General features: G+C 72.9%; 15 protein-coding genes. 4 read left to right on the top strand and 11 right to left on the bottom strand.

Annotation, left to right across the window (positions count from 1 at the left end; translation table 11 throughout):
- Positions 1 to 50 precede the first annotated feature (50 nt).
- Complete coding sequence (locus tag ACIBBF_RS15465) at positions 51 to 1,184, bottom strand: mandelate racemase/muconate lactonizing enzyme family protein (RefSeq protein ID WP_397414784.1); 1,134 nt, start codon at positions 1,182 to 1,184, stop codon at positions 51 to 53.
- Between the two features lie 178 nt (positions 1,185 to 1,362).
- On the opposite strand from ACIBBF_RS15465, the gene ACIBBF_RS15470 reads away from it, so the two are divergent.
- Positions 1,363 to 1,749 carry an ArsR/SmtB family transcription factor gene (locus ACIBBF_RS15470; RefSeq protein WP_397414786.1) on the top strand — a complete coding sequence of 129 codons (387 nt, stop codon included), beginning with the start codon at positions 1,363 to 1,365 and terminating at the stop codon, positions 1,747 to 1,749.
- Positions 1,750 to 1,755: 6 nt separating this feature from the next.
- Positions 1,756 to 2,694 carry a cation diffusion facilitator family transporter gene (locus ACIBBF_RS15475; protein ID WP_397414788.1) on the top strand — a complete coding sequence of 313 codons (939 nt, stop codon included), beginning with the start codon at positions 1,756 to 1,758 and terminating at the stop codon, positions 2,692 to 2,694.
- 12 nt (positions 2,695 to 2,706) lie between these two features.
- On the opposite strand, the gene ACIBBF_RS15480 is transcribed toward ACIBBF_RS15475, so the two are convergent.
- Complete coding sequence (locus tag ACIBBF_RS15480; RefSeq protein ID WP_397414791.1) at positions 2,707 to 3,336, bottom strand: TetR/AcrR family transcriptional regulator; 630 nt, start codon at positions 3,334 to 3,336, stop codon at positions 2,707 to 2,709.
- 87 nt (positions 3,337 to 3,423) lie between these two features.
- Between ACIBBF_RS15480 and ACIBBF_RS15485 the strand changes: the two genes are divergently transcribed.
- Positions 3,424 to 3,855: a nitroreductase/quinone reductase family protein gene (locus ACIBBF_RS15485; protein WP_397414793.1), complete on the top strand. Its 432-nt coding sequence runs from the start codon at positions 3,424 to 3,426 to the stop codon at positions 3,853 to 3,855.
- Positions 3,856 to 3,868: 13 nt separating this feature from the next.
- Here the strand turns inward: ACIBBF_RS15485 and ACIBBF_RS15490 are convergent, their stop codons facing one another.
- The 9 genes from ACIBBF_RS15490 to ACIBBF_RS15530 form a co-directional block, all read right to left on the bottom strand.
- Positions 3,869 to 4,987 (bottom strand): epoxide hydrolase family protein, encoded by a 1,119-nt coding sequence (locus tag ACIBBF_RS15490; RefSeq protein WP_397414795.1) that lies wholly within the window; start codon positions 4,985 to 4,987, stop codon positions 3,869 to 3,871.
- 146 nt (positions 4,988 to 5,133) lie between these two features.
- Complete coding sequence (locus tag ACIBBF_RS15495) at positions 5,134 to 7,821, bottom strand: beta-L-arabinofuranosidase domain-containing protein (protein WP_397414797.1); 2,688 nt, start codon at positions 7,819 to 7,821, stop codon at positions 5,134 to 5,136.
- Positions 7,814 to 9,247 (bottom strand): aminopeptidase P family protein, encoded by a 1,434-nt coding sequence (locus ACIBBF_RS15500; RefSeq protein WP_397414799.1) that lies wholly within the window; start codon positions 9,245 to 9,247, stop codon positions 7,814 to 7,816. Before ACIBBF_RS15500 ends, ACIBBF_RS15495 begins: the two co-directional genes overlap by 8 nt.
- Positions 9,244 to 10,536 (bottom strand): alpha/beta fold hydrolase, encoded by a 1,293-nt coding sequence (locus ACIBBF_RS15505; RefSeq protein WP_397414801.1) that lies wholly within the window; start codon positions 10,534 to 10,536, stop codon positions 9,244 to 9,246. The genes ACIBBF_RS15500 and ACIBBF_RS15505 overlap by 4 nt, the downstream gene beginning before the upstream one ends.
- On the bottom strand, positions 10,533 to 11,384 hold the full coding sequence (locus ACIBBF_RS15510) for an ATP-binding cassette domain-containing protein (protein ID WP_397414803.1): 852 nt from the start codon (positions 11,382 to 11,384) through the stop codon (positions 10,533 to 10,535). The genes ACIBBF_RS15505 and ACIBBF_RS15510 overlap by 4 nt, the downstream gene beginning before the upstream one ends.
- Positions 11,381 to 12,229 carry an ABC transporter ATP-binding protein gene (locus ACIBBF_RS15515; protein ID WP_397414805.1) on the bottom strand — a complete coding sequence of 283 codons (849 nt, stop codon included), beginning with the start codon at positions 12,227 to 12,229 and terminating at the stop codon, positions 11,381 to 11,383. Before ACIBBF_RS15515 ends, ACIBBF_RS15510 begins: the two co-directional genes overlap by 4 nt.
- Positions 12,226 to 13,218, bottom strand: coding sequence for an ABC transporter permease (locus ACIBBF_RS15520; RefSeq protein WP_397414807.1), 993 nt, complete (start codon positions 13,216 to 13,218; stop codon positions 12,226 to 12,228). The genes ACIBBF_RS15515 and ACIBBF_RS15520 overlap by 4 nt, the downstream gene beginning before the upstream one ends.
- Positions 13,218 to 14,207 carry an ABC transporter permease gene (locus ACIBBF_RS15525; protein WP_397414809.1) on the bottom strand — a complete coding sequence of 330 codons (990 nt, stop codon included), beginning with the start codon at positions 14,205 to 14,207 and terminating at the stop codon, positions 13,218 to 13,220. Before ACIBBF_RS15525 ends, ACIBBF_RS15520 begins: the two co-directional genes overlap by 1 nt.
- Positions 14,208 to 14,210: 3 nt before the next feature.
- Complete coding sequence (locus ACIBBF_RS15530) at positions 14,211 to 15,920, bottom strand: ABC transporter substrate-binding protein (RefSeq protein WP_397414811.1); 1,710 nt, start codon at positions 15,918 to 15,920, stop codon at positions 14,211 to 14,213.
- Positions 15,921 to 16,218: 298 nt separating this feature from the next.
- Between ACIBBF_RS15530 and ACIBBF_RS15535 the strand changes: the two genes are divergently transcribed.
- A complete protein-coding gene (locus ACIBBF_RS15535) occupies positions 16,219 to 16,899 on the top strand; it encodes a GntR family transcriptional regulator (RefSeq protein WP_397414813.1) in 681 nt (226 codons plus the stop codon).
- Positions 16,900 to 16,960 lie beyond the last annotated feature (61 nt).

The raw sequence follows: 16,960 nt of genomic DNA on the forward strand, positions 1-16,960 counted from the left end.
CCTCATGCTTCCATCTCGGTGCGTGCTCGTGCCGCCCGTGCGGCGGGGGATCAGGACGGGCCGAACAGTGCCGTGTCCGTGGTCCAGGCGCGGGCCTGGTCGCTGAACGTGACACCCAGGCCGAGACGGTCGGGGACGAGCATGCGGCCGTCCTTCGTCTCCAGCCGCTCGTTGAACAGCGGGTCCAGCCAGTCGAAGTGCTCCACCCACGGCTCGCGCGGGTAGGTGGCGGCCAGGTGCAGGTGGATCTCCATCGCGAAGTGCGGTGCGAGGTCCAGGCCCGCCTGGTCGGCCAGGGTGAGCAGCCGCAGGAACTGCGTGATGCCGCCGACGCGCGGGGCGTCGGGCTGGATGATGTCGCACGCACGGGTGGCGATCAGGCGTTCGTGCTCGGCGACCGACGCGAGCATCTCGCCCGTGGCGATCGGCGTGTCGAGCGCGGTGGCGAGCGCGGCGTGCCCTTCGGCGTCGTAGGCGTCCAGCGGCTCCTCGATCCAGACGAGGTCGTACTGCTCCAGGCGGCGGCCCATCCGGAGGGCGGTGGTGCGGTCCCACTGCTGGTTGGCGTCGACCATGAGCGGAACGTCGGGGCCGATGTGCTCGCGGACGGCCTCGACCCGGGCCAGGTCTGTGGCGCCCTCGGGCAGGCCGACCTTGATCTTGATGCCGCCGATGCCCTCGGCGATGGACCGGCTCGCGCGGTCCTTGACCTCGTCGATGCTCGCGTTGAGGAAGCCGCCCGAGGTGTTGTAGGTGCGCACGGAGTCGCGGTGCGCACCGAGCAGCTTGGCCAGCGGCAGCCCGGCGCGCTTGGCCTTGAGGTCGTACAGGGCGATGTCGATCGCGGCGAGCGCCTGCGTCGCGACGCCGGACCGGCCCACGGAGGCGCCCGCCCAGAGCAGCTTGGTGTAGAGCTTGGCGATGTCGTTGGGGTCCTCGCCGACGGCGGCCTGCGCCACCTCCTTGGCGTGCGCGTACTGGGCCGGGCCGCCGGCGCGCTTGGAGTAGGAGAACCCGAGGCCCTCGAACCCCTGCTCGGTGGTGATCTCCGCGAGCAGGAACACGACCTCGGTCATGGGCTTCTGCCGGCCGGTGAAGACCTTGGCGTCGGAGATCGCGGTGGCCAGCGGAAGGGTGACGGTCGAGAGCCGCACGGTCCGGACGGCATCGGGCTGGTAGGTCATGTCGCTCCTTTGCGGATGGGTAGTTCGAGCATACAAGTCAGCAACCTGTATGACTAATAGCTCTGCCCGCGCGCTGGTTCCTGTGCTCGGCGTGCGCCCGACGCCGTGGGGCGACCTGCTCGACGCGGCGGCGGTCGCCTGGGGTGCCCGCGTCGCGGCCGGGTGTTAGCATCGCCATATGGCGATGACAGAGGCTGTAGACGATGAGTTGGGCGACGGGTTGGGTGACGAGTCGGTCCTGGAGTCGCCGGCGGCGTCCGCGGACCTGTTCCACGCGTTCGCGGACCCGTCACGGCTCGTGATCCTGCAGCACCTGCGGCTGGGTGAGCACCGGGTCGTGGACCTGACCGGTCACCTGGGGCTCGCGCAGTCGACCGTCTCGAAACATCTCGCCTGCCTGCGTGACTGCGGTCTGGTCGAGTCCCGGCCGCAGGGCCGGGCATCGGTCTACTCGTTGACCCACCCGGAGCGGATGCTCGACGTGCTGGCCGCGGCCGAGCGGCTGCTCGCGCTGACGGGAGCCCCGGCGGGTGCCCACGACCACGGCACCGAGGACGAGAGGTAGCGAACCATGGCCGACCACCACCACGGCGCGCACGGGCACGCGCACGGCGCCGCGGGCGAGGAGGGCAACCGCCGCCGGCTCGCCGTCGCGTTCGGCATCACGGCTGCGGTGTTCCTGGCCCAGGCCGTCGGTGCGGTGCTGACCGGCAGCCTCGCGCTGCTGGTCGACACCGCGCACATGCTGACCGACGTCGCGGGGCTGGCCATCGCGCTGTTCGCCGCCTCGCTCGCCCTGCGCCCGCCCTCGCCGCGGCGGACCTGGGGCTTCCGGCGGGCCGAGATCCTTGCGGCGCTCGCCCAGGCCGCCGTGCTCCTCGCCGTCGGCGTGTACGCGCTCGTCGAGGGGGTGAGCCGCCTCGTCGGGCCGGCCGAGGCGCCGGGGCCGGGGCTGCTGGTGTTCGGCGTCGTGGGCCTGGCGGGCAACGTCGTGGCCCTGCTGGTGCTGGCGGGGGGCAGGTCGGCGTCGCTCAACCTGCGTGCCGCATTCCTGGAGGTCGTGAACGACGCGCTGGGTTCGGTCGCGGTGATCGTCGCCGCGGTGGTCATCGCGACCACCGGGTGGCAGCGGGCCGACGCCGTCGCGGGGCTCGTCATCGCCGTCCTGATCCTGCCCCGGGCCGTGCGGCTCCTGGTGGAGTCGGCGAACGTGCTGCTGGAGGCCACGCCGCCCGGCATCGACCTGGAGCAGGTGCGCGCCCGGCTGCTGGAGGTGGAGAACGTCGAGTCCGTGCACGACCTGCACGCGTCGCTGGTCGCTACCGGCCTGCCCACCATCAGCGCGCACGTCGTGGTGCGGGACGCCTGCTTCCGGGACGGGCACGCGCCGCCCGTGCTCGACGCGCTCCAGCGGTGCGTGGCCACCCAGTTCGACGTGTCCGTGGAGCACTCGACCTTCCAGCTCGAACCCGCCGAGCACGCCCGGCACGAGGCGCCGACGCACGCGTGAGGAGGCGGTGCCTCAGCCGGGCCGGCCGTCTTCGTGGCGGCCGTCCGGCGGGCCGCACAGGCGCTCGACCAGGTAGCGCCAGCCCGACTCGAACCGCTCGGTGCCCCGGGCCAGGTCCGGGCCCGCGACGAGCTGGAGCAGCAGCGGCCCGTCGAGCGCGTACGTGAGCTGTGCGGCCAGCACGTCGACGTCCGCGCCCGCCGGGGCCGCCTCGCGCAGCAGCACCCGGAGATGGATCTCGGTCAGGGGTGGCCTCCGCTCGGCCGAGCCGCGGCCGTCGATCGTCGCGCGCGCGACGGCCCGGTGCTCGGCGAGAAAGCGGATGCGGGCCGTGCCGTAGGCGATCAGCCGGTCGACCGGGGGTGCGCCCGGGCCGAGCGGGGGCGGCCCGCTGAGCACCTGCTGCTGCAGGTCGCGCTCGGCGTCGTCGAGGACGGCCTGGAAGATCCCCGCGCGGCTGCCGAAGCGCCGGAACACCGTGCCCTTGCCGAGCCCCGACCGTTCGGCGAGCAGGTCCATGGTGAGGCACTCGGGGCCCGCCTCCGCCAGCAGCTCCCGTGCCGTGGCGAGCAGCACCTGCCGGTTGCGCGCGGCGTCCGCGCGCTCGGGCTGCGGTGTGCCCCACGTCATGGGTGTGCTCATGGGCGGATGCTATCGCCGGAGCGTTAACCGGGGTAAAGTCCGGTTAGGTTTCCGCCGGGTCGCCGGCGGGCGGACGAGGAGGACGACATGGCAGACATGAACACTCAGATCATCGAGGCGTTCCGGGCGAACGCGGGCGTGCTGGGCGCCGACGTCGCCGGAGGGCACTTCCTGGGCAAGCGCCTCGTGCTGCTGCACCACGTCGGGCGCGTCAGCGGCACGGAGCGGATCACGCCGCTGGTGGCCGCGACCGACGGCGACGCCTACCTGGTCGTCGGGTCGATGGGTGGCGCGCCGAAGGACCCGGCCTGGGTCGCGAACGTCGAGGACGGCCCCGCCGAGGTGACCATCGAGGTGGGGGACCGGACCCTGCGCGCGAAGGCGGACGTCGTCCGCCCCGGGGACACCGAGTGGGAGCGCCTGTACGGCCTCTGGGCGGAGTACTGGCCGGACGCCAAGGAGTACGAGACCCACACCGACCGCAAGTTCCCGGTGATCCGGCTGGAGCCGGTGGCCTGAGGCTGCCTGCTCCTCACCGCGGCTCCAGCGACCGGAGGAACTGCCGGACGCGCGCCGCCATCTCCCCGGGCACCTCGCCGACCGTGAAGTGGCCGCCCTCGACGAGCCGGTCGAACGTGCGCAGGTCGAGGTAGTGACGGCGCGCGAGCGACTCGGGGTAGTCCGCCTCGTGCCGCTGGACGAGCACGGCCGCGGGCACGGTCGTCGGCGGGATCGGTCCCGGCTGGTCGGCGCCCTCGTAGTACGGCCGGAACGACGACGCGATCGTCCGGGTGACCCAGTAGATGGTGGCCTCGGTGAGGATGCGGTCGCGCGAGATGCGGCGCTCCACCGCGCGTGGGTCACCCGGCGGCGTGTCGCTCCACTCGACGAGCTTCTCGGTCAGCCAGGCCAGCAGGCCGGCCGGGGAGTCGTCGAGAGCCGTCGCCAGCGTGTCGGGCCGGGTGGCCTGGACGTGCCCGTAGGCGCCGTCGGCCGTGTGCCGCGCGGCGATCCGGGCGAAGAAGTCGCGGACCGCCCGGTCGTCGTCGGCCGCCCGCTCCTGCGGGGTGGGGAAGTGCGCGTGGGTGGCGACGATGCCCGCCACGTGCTCCGGGTACCGTGCCGCGACGAGGTCGCTGACGTTCGCGGTCACGTCCTCGCCGTAGGTGACGTACCGCCCGTAGCCCAGCACGTCGGTCATCAGCGCGTGCATCGTGGCCGCGAGCCGCGTCTCCGTCATCGCCCCCTTCGCGTAGGGCGAGGAGAACGCGAAGCCGGGCAGGCTCGCCACGACCACGTGGACGTCGGGCAGGAGGTCGGCGAAGTCGAGCTGGAGCGCGAACGTGTGCGGCCACCCGTGCATCACGAGCAGCGCGGGGGCGTCCGCCCGGTCCGAGCGGCGGTGGACGAAGTGCAGGTCGACGTCGTCGATCCGGGCCGTGAACTGCGGGTGCTCGTTGAGCCACGCCTCCCGCGCCCGCCAGTCCCAGCCGATCCAGTGCTCCACCAGCTCGCGCAGGTAGCCGGCCGTCATGCCCGACGGCGGCCGCCGTGGCGAGTCGTCGGGGATGCGGCTGCGGGCCAGGCGCTCGCGCAGGTCGGTCAGGACGTCGTCCGGGACGTCGATCGTGAAGGGCCGTGGCTCGCTCATGGGACGACCGTAGGCGCCGCCACTGACATCCCGGCTCGTGGGCCGGTCCAGGGGCCGGACCGTCGCCCGTGGGCGGGTCGGCTGGTCGCGTCCGGCGCCGCCCGCCGTGCAGGTCACCGGAACGACCTGCACGGCGGGTGCCGGGGTCAGCCGGCGGGCGGGAGCACCAGGGTGCGGACCGGTTCCGCGTTGCCCGCGCGGTCGGTCGCGGTGAACTCGATGACCTGGGGCTCGTCGGACAGCGCCCGCGTGAACGGTTCCCGGAAGGTGGCCCAGAACGTGTCGGGTCCCTTCCAGCGGATGCTGTCCACACCGGAGACGTCGTCGGTGGCCGTCAGGTTGATCTCGACGCCGCGGGCACCGAGGCGCCGGACGGTCGCGGTGGTCACCGGCGGTGCGGTGTCGACGCTCACCTCGCGGACGACGTGCCGCTCGCGTCCGTCGCGGTCGGTCGCCCGCGCCCGCACGGTGTGCACGCCGTCGCCCACGACCAGCGGTTCCGCCCCCGCCGGGGTCCAGGGCGCGTCGCCGACCCGGGTCTCGACCGTGGGCTCACCGGCGTCGGCGCGGGCCGTCACGGTGAGCTCGGCCGGCCGGCGGTACCAGCCCGTGACGGCGGGGGTCGTCGCCGCGACGAGGTCGACGCGGGGAGCGGACCCGGCGCGAGCCGTGGTCCGCAGGTCCGCCTGCGCCTCGGCGAGGAACGCGGCCTCGGCCGCCGTGTCCGTGACCTCGCCGACGGACGAGCGGACGGCGGCCTCCAGGACGGCCTCCGCCTCGGCGGCGCCGAGCAGCCCGAGGTCCACGAACTCGCGGGTGGTGCGCAGCACCGCCCGGAGCAGGCCGGCCCGGGAGGCGAAGCCGCCGTCCGACCAGAGCACGTCGAGGAAGGTACGGCCGTCCTCGCGCGCGACGTTCGGTACGTTGGTGCGTGCCCCGGCGAACGCGATGCGGGCGTCCGAGCGGCGCAGGTACATGTGGTAGCGGGCGTCGGACCCGGACCACGCCGGTTCCAGGACCAGGTCGCCCAGCCGCCACGTGCCGTCGCCGACCGGGTCCAGCGGGGCGTCGAGGGTCCCGTCCAGACGCCGCCACGTCGCGGCGGACAGCGGCAACCAGGTCGTGGCCTCGCTGCGTGCCAGCAGCACGGTCGGCCCGAGCTCCAGGGTGACCAGCGACGGGTCGTCCGGCGCGGGCACCTCGCGCAGGGCCAGCGGCAGGGCGATCTCGACCACCGTGCCGGGGGTCCAGTCGCGCCGCAGCACGACGTACCCGCCCTCGGCCCGGACGGGCTGCGCCTCGCCGTCGACGCGCACGCCGAACCCGGCCTGGTCCGGCACCCGCAGGCGCAGCTCGAGGTCGCCGGTCGCGTCGACCGTGATCCGGCTGGTGCCCTCCAGCGGGTAGGCGGTCTCCTGGACCACCCGCACGTCCTGCTCGGCCCAGTCCAGCGCCGAGGCCACGTACAGGTTGACCCAGAGCGTGCGCGCGGCGCCCGGCACGGACCGGAAGTACACCGAGTCCTGGTACTTGACGTGGTTCTCCAGCCCCGTGCCGCCGCAGCACGTGCCCACGTTGTCGTACTCGCGCAGGGCTCCCGGGTGGACCGGGAACATGTAGGTGACCTCGGGGGAGTCGTCGGAGTCGGCGTCCCGCCGCGAGCCGAGCACCTGGTTGGTGACGGCCCGCTCGTGGTACGCGGCGTACCGCGCGTCACCGGTGCGCTCGAACAGCGCGCGGGCGAGCTTGAGCATGTTGTAGGCCACGCAGGTCTCGGCGTTGCGGGTGCCGATGTCGCGGGCCACGGCGCCGGCCGGTCCCCACAGCTCGTTCTCGCCCGAGCCGCCGTGGGCGAACGTGCGGCCGGGCACGAGCATGTCCCAGACGTGGACGACGGCGTCGCGGTAGCGCGCCTCGCCCGTCAGGTCGTGCAGGGCCAGGTAGCCCAGGAGCGTGGCGGCGTGCTGGTTGGCGTGCATGCCGTCCAGCACGTCCCGGCCCTCGGCGGCGGCGTCCAGCAGGGAGTCCAGGTCGAACAGGCGGGCCGTCCCGACGAAGATCTCCTCGCCGGTGCGGACCGCGAGCTCGCACAGCACCTCGTTCATGCCGCCCGCCTCGCCCGCGATGTACAGGGCCCACATGGCGGCGCGCTGCTCGGCCGGCAGCACGGAGAGCCGGCCGTGCACCCAGCGCCCCATCGCCGCTGCCACCTCCAGCGCGGTGGCCGAGCCCGTGTGCCGGTGCGCGTCGAGCAGGCCCGCCATGATCTTGTGGCACGTGTAGTACGGCGCCCAGATCTCGCCGTAGGGAGCGAGGTGCTCCAGGCGGGAGAACTGCCACTCGCCGTACGCGGCCAGGAACCCCGGGTGGCTGTACCGGCCGGTGGCCGCGAGCGCCTCCTGGACCTCCCGCAGCCCCTCGACCATCTCGTCGACCTTGGCGCGCAGCTCGGCGCGCACGACGTCGTCGTCCGCACCGCCCGCCGCCATCGCCAGCATCGACAGGAAGTGGCCGGCGTAGTGACCGCGCAGCAGGTTGGCCGTGGGAGCGGCCTCGCGGCCGGGGTAGTCGTCGGGGCCCCACGCCTCCTCGTCGGCGTGGCCGAAGTCCTCCCAGCCGCCCGGCGGCAGTGCGCCGCGGGTGTCCAGGCCGGCGTTGGCGCGGAAGACGGCGAGGAGCCGGTCGACGGGGTAGACGCGCGCCAGGTGCAGCACCTGGTCCCGGGCCCGCGTGAAGATCCCCTCGTGCAGCGCGACGGCGTCCAGGCCGAACGGTTCGGCCATCCGGGCGGGGACGGTGGGGCGGCTCGGGGCGGGGAGCACGGCCTCAGCCATCGCCGAGCCGTTCCGCGGTCCAGCGCTCGATGCCGGCGGCGTCGATCGGCAGCGCGTCCGAGAGCACCTCGGCGCCGTCGGCCGTGACGAGCAGGTCATCCTCCAGGCGGACGCCGATGCCCCGCAGCTCGGGCGGCACGGTCTCGTCGTGGGCGTGGAAGTACAGGCCCGGCTCGACCGTCATCACCACCCCGGGGGCCAGGGGCGCGGCCTGGTAGGCGGCGTAGTCGGAGTGGGCGCAGTCGTGCACGTCCAGCCCCAGGTGGTGCCCGACGCCGCAGACCAGCCAGCGCCGGTGCTGCTGCCCGCCGGGGGACAGGGCCTCGTCGACCGACACGTCCAGCAGCCCCCAGTCGTGCAGGCCCTGGGCGATCACCTCCATCGCGGCGAAGTGGAAGTCGAGGTACTCCACGCCCGGCCGGATCTGGGCCATGCCGGCGCGGTGCGCCTTCTCGACCAGGTCGTGCACCTGCCGCTGCACCGTGCTGAACGTGCCCGTCGGCGGCACGGTGCGCGTCACGTCCGCCGTGTACAGCGAGCTCGCCTCGACGCCCATGTCGAGCAGCAGCGGCATGTCGGGCAGCACGGGCCCGTCGCAGCGCACCCAGTGCAGGGTCGGGGCGTGCGGACCGGAGCCGACGATCGTCGAGTAGCCGGGGCCGTTGCCGAACGTGCGGGCGTGCCGGTCGAAGGTGCCCTGGAGCCAGCGTTCGCCGAGCCCGCCGATCGCGCGCGGCAGCTCGGCCACCACGGCCTCGAACCCGGTGACCGTGTGGTCCACGGCCTCCCGGAGCTGGGCGACCTCCCAGTCGTCCTTGATCATCCGCAGGTCGGACAGCGCCCGGGACAGGTCCTCCGACGGCTTCAGACCGAACCGGCGCACCACGTCGGTGTCCACCGACGGCGTGGCGAGCGCCCCGCCCAGGCCCTCCAGGACGCCGTCCAGCGCGGACAGCGGCTCGACCGGGATGCCGAGCGCCTCGGCCCACGCGGCCAGGTCGGGCGACGGTCCCACCCAGAGCTCGCCGTACGCCGCGTTGCCGAAGAACGCGGGGTCGCCGGGCTTGGCGGGCGGCGGCAGGTAGAGCGTCGCGTCGTGGCCGCCGCCGACGGCGCGCAGGACCAGCACACCGGCCTCGGCCTGCGCACCCGTGAGCCACACGAAGTCGCTGTCGGCGCGGAAGCCGTACTGCACGTCCCCGTTGCGCAGGGCGGCACTGCCCGCGCCCACCACGATGTCGGCCGCGCCGATGCGCTCCGAGAGGCGTGCACGGTGCGCGGCCGCGGCCTCGGCCGCACCCGCGGGCAGCGGCACGACGACGTCGGGCGCTCCCCAGCCGCGTGCCATGTAGTCGTTGAAGCCGCCGCTCTCGACCAGGCGCGGCGCACGCGTTCCCGCGTACGGCGGGCGTTCCGGGTTCGTCATCGAATCTCTCCTCCTCGGTCGCGGACCAGCTCCCGCAGGCGCTCCAGCACCCGCCCGTCGCCGATCCCGTCGTGCTCGTACTCGTTGGTGACCCACGCCTGCGCCGACCCGACCCGCGAGAGCGTGTCGAGCTGCAGGCCGCAGTCCACGAACATGTCGTCGTGGTAGACGACGGCCGCCAGGGGCACCTCGTTGGCCGCCAGACGGTCCAGGTCGTACAGCGGCGGCCACTCCTGGCGCGCCGCCAGCTCGTGCACCGCACCCGCGAACGGGCGCAGCAGGCGGATCTCGTCGAACATCCACGGGAACGCCATCTCGCCCGTGAACAGCAGCGGACGCCGGTCCGGTCCGAACTCCGGGCGCCGGTCGCGCTCGGCCTGCGCCGCCCAGCCCGTGGGTCCGCCCACGCCGTGCCCGTAGATCGACTCCTGCAGCGTCCAGAACAGGGGGCCGTCGGCCTGCGCCGTGCGCACCATTGCCTCCTGCAGGAACCCCGCCGAGAGCCGGCCCGGCGCGGCGAACGCCTTCTCGACGAACCAGTGCAGGCGCTCCGGCCCCGGCTTCATGCCCAGGTCGATGCCCATGGACTGGAACCGGTGGACGGTCAGCACGTCGCCGTCCGGCAGCAGGACGTCGCCCTGCGCGAGCCGGTCCGCGATGGCGGCCACGGCCTCGACGTCGGCCGGGTAGCGCCGGTAGAACTCCGCGGTCCTGGCCGCCACCCGGCCGAACGTGCGGCGGTAGACCTCCGCGGCGTCGGGCGGCGTGCCCGGGATGCCGCCCGCCACGTAGCAGGCGCGCAGCGCCTCCGGGGCGAAGGACAGGTACGTCAGGGTGATCCAGCCGCCGAAGCTCTGCGCGAGCGTCGTCCACGGCCGCCCGCCGTACACCTGGTGGCGCACGTCCTCCAGGTCGGCCACGATCGAGTCGGCCCTGTGGCACGCCAGCAGGTCGGCCCCTGCACGGGCGTCCAGCCCGGCCACCGCCTCGCCGTCCAGCGGTGAGCTGCCGCCCGTGCCGCGCTGGTCCACCAGCACCACGCGGTGGTCGCGCAGCGCCACGTCCAGCCAGCCGTCCCGGCGCAGCGGCCGCGGGTTGGCCCCGCCCGGCCCGCCCTGCAGGTACACCAGCAGGGGCAGGTCCTCGTCGCGCCGCGTCGGGTCCACCAGCTCGCGGACCAGCAACGACACCTCCCCGCGCAGGCGGCCGCTCCGGTCCAGCGGCACGGCGAGGCGGCGCTCGCGGACGCCGATGCCGGGCAGCAGGTACGTGGTCCAGGCGGCGCTCATCGGGCCCCCTCCGCGGCGAGCGCCGCGTTGCGCCGCCGCTGAGCCTCCCACTCGGGACGGATGCGGGGCACGGCGTCGAGCAGCTTGCGCGTGTACTCGTGCCGCGGGCTGTCGAAGACGGCGTCCCGGTCGCCCTGCTCGACGATGCGGCCCTGCGTCATCACCGCGACCCGGGTGGCGATCTGCCGCACCACCGCCAGGTCGTGCGCGATGAAGAGGTAGGTCAGGCCCTCTTCCCGCTGCAGGTCGCGCAGCAGGTTGATGACCTGCGCCTGGACGGAGACGTCCAGGGCCGAGACGGCCTCGTCGCACACGACGACGCGCGGCCCGACGGCGAGCGCACGGGCGATGCCGATGCGCTGCGCCTGCCCGCCGGAGAACTGCGCCGGGTACTTCTGCGAGTGGTCCGGGTCCAGCCCCACCCGCTCCATGAGCGACCGGGTGAACGCGCGGGCCCCGCCGGGAATGCTGCGCTGCTGGTAGACCAGGGGAGCGGTGACGATGCGCTCCACGGTGTGCCGCGGGTTGAGCGACGAGAACGGGTCCTGGAAGACCACCTGCACGTCGCTGCGGAACCGGCGCAGGTCGGCCCGGCCCAGCCGGGTCACGTCCTCGCCGTCGAGCTCCACGGTGCCCGAGGTGGCGTCCAGCAGCCGGGCGGCCAGCCGCGCCGTCGTCGACTTGCCCGAGCCCGACTCGCCCACCAGGGCGAGCGTGTCGCCCGGGTGGATCTCGAAGCTCACGTCGTCCACGGCCCGGAAGGTGTCCGGACGGCGCAGCAGCCCGCCCGTACCCAGGACGGGGAACTCCTTGACGAGGTGGGTGGCTCTCAGCAGGGGGGTGCTCATGCGGCACCTCCGTCCTTCTCGTTCGGTGCGCTCGTGACCGCCCGCAGCTCGCCGATCTCGTCGTCGATGCGCGGCACGGCGTCGAGCAGCGCCCGGGTGTAGGGGTGCCGGGGGTCGGTGAAGATCTGCTCGACCGCACCGCGCTCGACGCACTCGCCGTCCTTCATGACGACGATGTGGTCGGTGACCTCGCTGACCACGGCCAGGTCGTGCGTGATCAGCACCAGGCCGGTGCCGGTCTCGCGCCGGATCTCCTGCAGCAGGTCGAGGATCTGCGCCTGCACGGTGACGTCGAGCGCCGTGGTGGGCTCGTCGGCGATGAGCAGCTCGGGCTCGGTGCTCAGGGCCATGGCGATCATGACGCGCTGGCGCATGCCGCCGGAGAACTGGTGCGGGTAGTGGTCCACGCGCCGGGCGGCGTCGCGGATGTGCACGCGTTCCAGCGCCTCGATCGCGACCCGCCGGGCGACGCGCCGCGTGGTGCCGGGCCGGTGCGCCCGGTAGGCCTCCTCGATCTGGAGGCCCACGGTGTAGTAGGGGTTGAGGGAGGAGAGCGGGTCCTGGAAGACCATCGCGACGCGGTCACCCCGCACCCGGCGCAGCCCGGCCTCGGACATCCCGACGAGCTCCTGGTCGCCCAGCAGCACGCTGCCCGTGCGGCGTGCGGCGCGGGGCAGCAGGCCCATGATCGCGAGGCTGGTCATGGACTTGCCGGAGCCGGACTCGCCCACGATGCCCAGGGCACCGCCGGGTTCCAGGTCCAGGTCGAGGGAGCGGACGGCGTCGAGCGGCCCGCGCGGGGTGGGGAAGGTGACCGTGAGGTCACGTACCGTCAGCAGGCTCATGCGTTCACCCGCACTCTCGGGTCGATGGCGGTGTACACGACGTCGACCACGATGTTGCCGACCACGACGAGGAACCCGGCCAGCAGGGTGACGCCCATGATCACCGGCTGGTCGTTGCGGGCGATGGAGTCGGCGGCCATCTTGCCCACGCCGTTGATGCCGAAGACGGTCTCGGTGATGAGCGCCCCGCCGAGCAGGCCGGCGAAGTCCATCCCGAAGATCGTGACGATCGGCGTCAGCGCGGGGCGCAGCGCGTGCCGGCGCCAGACCAGCGGCTGCGCCAGGCCCTTGGCGTAGGCCGTGCGTACGTAGTTCTCACGCAGCACGTCGAGCACGTTGGCCCGGGTGAGTCGCGTGTAGGACGCCGCGTAGCCGACGGCGAGCACGATCCACGGCATGACGAAGTTCGCGAACCACTGCCCGGGGTCGTCGAGGAACGCGACGGCCTGCGGGAACGGCAGCCACTGCAGCTGGACCACCAGCACGTACTGCAGCACGAGCGCGAGCACGTAGTTGGGGATGGACATGCTGGTCAGTGTCAGGCCGGTGGTGAACCGGTCGAGGAAGGTGCCCTCCTTGACGGCGCTGAGCAGGCCGCCGGCCAGCCCGGCGAGCAGCCACAGCACGGCCGCGCCCACCGCGATGGTGGCCGAGACGGGCAGGCGCTGCACGATCATGTCCCACACGGCCTGGCTGGACTGGAACGAGTAGCCCAGGCACGGGGCGGCACACTCGATCGCGCCCGCGCCCTCGCCGTAGGTGCGGCCCGCGAAGATGCCGACGACGAAGTGGAAGAACTGGGTCCAGAACGGCTGGTCCAGCCCGAGGTTGCCGCGGATCTGGTCGATGACCTCGGGCGTGCAGTTCTTGCCGCAGATCTGTACCGCAGGGTCCGGCGAGAGCGCGAAGAAGACCACGAACGTGAACAGGCACACGAGCAGCAGCACGCCGAGTCCCGACGTGATCCGGGTCAGCAGGAACCTTGGCATCAGCGACCCTCCTGGGCGTCGACGACGGCGCGCAGGCGGTCGCCGAGCACGGTGAACGAGAGCACGAGCAGGAACAGGCACGCGCCGGGGAAGACGAAGTACGCGGGGTCGACGGCGTACCACTTCACGGACGCGGCGATCATCTGGCCCCAGCTGGGCGCGGGCGGCACCACGCCGACGCCGAGGAACGACAGCCCGGCCTCGGTGCCGATGTAGCCGGGCACGGCGAGCGTGGCCATGACGATGATGGTGGAGCGCAGGTTGGGCAGGATCTCGCGGAACACGATGCGCGTGCCGCTCGCGCCCGCCGCCCGGGCCGCCTCGACGAACTCGCGCTGGGCCAGGGACATGGTCTGCCCGCGCACGATGCGCGCCAGGTAGGGCCAGCCGAACACGGAGATGACCACGACAAGCAGCGTGGACCTGTTGCTCGCCGGCAGGGCCGACAGCACGGCGATCATGAAGATCAGCGCCGGGAAGGCCATGAGGAAGTCCATGACGCGCGAGATCACCAGGTCGACCCGGCCGCCGAAGTACCCGGCCACGAGCCCGAGCGAGACGCCCAGCACCGTGGTCAGCACGGTGGCGGACAGCGCGATGCTCATGGACACCCGCGCGCCGTAGACGATGCGCGCGAAGATGTCGCGGCCGCTGCCCGGCTCGACGCCGAACCAGTGCTCGGCGCCGACCCCGCCCCAGGGCCCGATGGGCATGCCGCCGAGGTTGGGGTCGATCGCGCTCTGGTCGAACGCGTACGGCGTCCAGCCGCTGATCGAGGTGAGCACGGGTGCGAGGATCGCCACCAGGGTGACGAGCACGATGTAGCCGAGCCCGAGCATGGCGCCGACGTCGCGGCGCAGGGCCTGCCAGGTACCGCCGGCACCCGCCCGGACGGCGCCGGCGGCTGCTGCCGCCGGCGCCTGCGGGGTGGCGTCGGTCCCGGCCGGCTCGGCCTGGGCGGCCGTGAGCTCCGTCGGGGAGGACGTCATGGATCAGCCCTTCTCAGGGTCCTTGAGACCGACGCCGACGTAGTCGATGCCGCCGGTCGCCGCGTTCGCCGAGGAGAACAGGCCGGTCACGTTCTCGCCGGGGAGCGACACGGTCCTGGCGACCATGAGCGGCACGATCGGGGCCAGCTCGAGGATCTGCTCGTCGAGGTCGCCCCACTCCTTGTTGGCGGCGTCGATGTCGGTCATCGCCTTGATCTCGTCGATCCGGGCGTTGACGTCCGCGTCGTTCAGCTGGGCGAGGTTCGAGTTGCCCTTCTCGTAGATGTTCCGGCCGTCGAACAGCGGCGGGATGAAGGTGGCCGCCGAGGAGGCCCAGTCCGGGCACCAGCCGGTGATGGCGGCGTCGTGCTGCTGCGACGGGGTGCCGATGGTCTCGTAGTAGGTGGCGGTGTCGATGAGGTTGAGCTCGACCGTGATGCCGATGCGCTCCAGCGCCTGCTGGACCGCCTCGCCCTGGGCCTGCATGGACTCCTGGGCGCGGATGTCGAGCGTCAGGGTGAACCCGTCGGACAGCCCGGCCTCGTCCAGCAGCTTCTGCGCGGCCTCGACGTCGCCCGTGCCGTCCGCGGACGGGTACAGGTCGAAGTCCTTGTGACCGGCCACGGTCTTGGGCAGGATCGTCGTGGACGGCTCGCCGAGCTGCGTGCCGCCGCTCGCGTTGACGATGGCGTTGCGGTCGATGGCGTAGCTGATGGCCTGGCGCACCCGGACGTCGTCGAGCGGCTTCTTGGTGGTGTTCAGACCCATGTACGTGGTGCAGATGCCCGGCAGCTGCAGCGTGCGCTCCTTGAGCTGCGGCGTCTGCAGGCGGGGGAGCGTGGCGGGCTGGACGGTGCCGGCGATCGCGTTGACGTCCGCCCCCTGCCCGGCGATCAGGCGCTCGTCGATGGTGGCCGGGTCCAGGCCGATGGTGAACTCCCAGGCGTCCGGCTTGGCGGCGCGCACCTCGTCGGTGGCCGGGTCCCAGTTCTCGTTGCGCTCGAGCTTGATGGTGCTGCCCGGCACGTACTCGGCGAGCTGGTAGGGGCCCGAGGCGATGATCTCGTGGATGAACTCGTCCCCGGCGCCGGTGCCCTCCGGGAACGGCGTGGCGTTCACCTGGGAGAGCACGGCGTCGAACTCGGGGAACGGCTCCTTGAGGTGGAAGACGATCGTCTTCTCGTCCGGGGTCTCGATGGTCGGCAGGTCGCCGGTGCGGTACGGGCCCTCGTAGCCCTCGGGGGCGTCGATGACCTGCTTGAGGTACGGGGAGCCGATGCCGATCTCCGGGTCCCAGGCGCGGGAGATGCCGAACTTCACCTCGGCCGAGGTGATGGGGTCGCCGTTGCCGAACTTCAGCCCGTCCTTGAGCGTGTACGTCCAGGTCAGGCCGTCCTCGGACACCTCACCGAGGGACTCGGCGAGGTCCGGGACGATCTCGGTCGGGTTGTCCGACGAGCCCGGGGCGGAGGTCGTGAGCTGGCGGTAGACGAGCCGGTAGAAGTTGTTCACCCCGCCGTCCCAGCCGCGGGCCGGGTCGAGGTAGGAGAAGTCGGCGTTCTGCAGCACGTGGACGGTTCCGCCCGTGGCGGGCTCGGCCGTGAACCCGCCGCCCCCGGAGGAGGCGTTCTGGCTGCTGCCGCCGCCGCACGCGGCGAGCGTGAGAGTCGTGACGACGGCGATGGCTGCTGTCGCGATCCGATGGTGCTTCACGGTGTGGCCTCTCGATCGGTGACTTGCGTCGGGTGGTCGTACGGGTAGGGCCCGGGCGCGGCGGGGTCGTCGTCGACCCGACCCGCCTTCGATATGTGATGCGTGATATGTTACTGAGATGAAGCGGTGCTGTCGACGGGGTGAATGTAAACGTCGCGTTTCGGCGAAATAACGCGGGTTCTGGCGGGCGAAAGACCGGCGAACTGGGCTGCGCTCAGGTACCCTCTGGCGGCGTTGACGACGAGTTCTCCGTCGTGTGTAATATTCTACTGTCGTAGCCCGACCCCTGGAGAGCACCATGAGCTCAGCATCATCGACCCCCTCGGTCCGTCGTCTCGCGCCGGTCGCGAGCCTGCGCGAGCAGGTGCACCGTGCCCTCGTGGCGGCGATCGTCGCCGGCGAGCTGGAGCCCGGTGAGCTGGTCTCGGTGCCCACGTTGGCCGCGCGGTTCGACGTGTCCGCGACGCCGGTCCGGGAGGCCGTGCTCGACCTCGAGCGGCGCGGGTTCCTGGAGGCGGTGCGCAACAAGGGATTCCGCGTCACGCGGGTGAGCGACCAGACGCTGCGGCACGTCGCCGCGGTCCGGCTCGTGATCGAGCCGGTCTGGATGGAACGGCTCGCCAGGTCGTTCCCCGTGGCGCAGCTCGGGGAGTTCCGTGCGCTCGCCGACGAGATCGTCGAGGGCGCACGGACGGGCGACCTCGTCGCCTACCTGCAGGCCGACCAGGCGTTCCACCTGCGGCTGATGGGTCTGCTGGGCAACCCGGTGGCCGGCGAGATCGTGGCCGACCTGCGGGACCGGGCGCGGCTGCTGGGGCTGTCCACGATGGTCGCCAGCGGCACCCTGGCCAGCTCCGCGCAGGAGCACCACGAGCTGCTCGACCTGCTCGCGGCCGGCGACGGCCCGGGCGCCAAGGCGCTCATGGAGCGGCACATCGGGCACTCGCTCGGCACGTGGGCGGGCAAGCCCGAGGACTGAGCGGGAGCGCCCGGCACGGGGCGCGGCGGACAGCGGGCCCGGCGACGGCGGGGCCCGTGAC

This window comes from Promicromonospora sp. NPDC050880, from assembly GCF_044456525.1.
Classification (GTDB): domain Bacteria; phylum Actinomycetota; class Actinomycetes; order Actinomycetales; family Cellulomonadaceae; genus Promicromonospora.

Excerpts from the sequence above, each read along its gene's own strand:
- ACIBBF_RS15470 (WP_397414786.1), top strand. The coding sequence starts at position 1,363 with ATGGCGATGACAGAGGCTGTAGACGATGAGTTGGGCGACGGGTTGGGT.
- ACIBBF_RS15485 (WP_397414793.1), top strand. The coding sequence starts at position 3,424 with ATGGCAGACATGAACACTCAGATCATCGAGGCGTTCCGGGCGAACGCG.
- ACIBBF_RS15520 (WP_397414807.1), bottom strand. The coding sequence starts at position 13,218 with ATGCCAAGGTTCCTGCTGACCCGGATCACGTCGGGACTCGGCGTGCTG.
- ACIBBF_RS15475 (WP_397414788.1), top strand. The coding sequence starts at position 1,756 with ATGGCCGACCACCACCACGGCGCGCACGGGCACGCGCACGGCGCCGCG.
- ACIBBF_RS15515 (WP_397414805.1), bottom strand. The coding sequence starts at position 12,229 with ATGAGCCTGCTGACGGTACGTGACCTCACGGTCACCTTCCCCACCCCG.
- ACIBBF_RS15505 (WP_397414801.1), bottom strand. The coding sequence starts at position 10,536 with ATGAGCGCCGCCTGGACCACGTACCTGCTGCCCGGCATCGGCGTCCGC.
- ACIBBF_RS15495 (WP_397414797.1), bottom strand. The coding sequence starts at position 7,821 with ATGGCTGAGGCCGTGCTCCCCGCCCCGAGCCGCCCCACCGTCCCCGCC.
- ACIBBF_RS15500 (WP_397414799.1), bottom strand. The coding sequence starts at position 9,247 with ATGACGAACCCGGAACGCCCGCCGTACGCGGGAACGCGTGCGCCGCGC.
- ACIBBF_RS15510 (WP_397414803.1), bottom strand. The coding sequence starts at position 11,384 with ATGAGCACCCCCCTGCTGAGAGCCACCCACCTCGTCAAGGAGTTCCCC.
- ACIBBF_RS15525 (WP_397414809.1), bottom strand. The coding sequence starts at position 14,207 with ATGACGTCCTCCCCGACGGAGCTCACGGCCGCCCAGGCCGAGCCGGCC.
- ACIBBF_RS15535 (WP_397414813.1), top strand. The coding sequence starts at position 16,219 with ATGAGCTCAGCATCATCGACCCCCTCGGTCCGTCGTCTCGCGCCGGTC.
- ACIBBF_RS15490 (WP_397414795.1), bottom strand. The coding sequence starts at position 4,987 with ATGAGCGAGCCACGGCCCTTCACGATCGACGTCCCGGACGACGTCCTG.
- ACIBBF_RS15465 (WP_397414784.1), bottom strand. The coding sequence starts at position 1,184 with ATGACCTACCAGCCCGATGCCGTCCGGACCGTGCGGCTCTCGACCGTC.
- ACIBBF_RS15480 (WP_397414791.1), bottom strand. The coding sequence starts at position 3,336 with ATGAGCACACCCATGACGTGGGGCACACCGCAGCCCGAGCGCGCGGAC.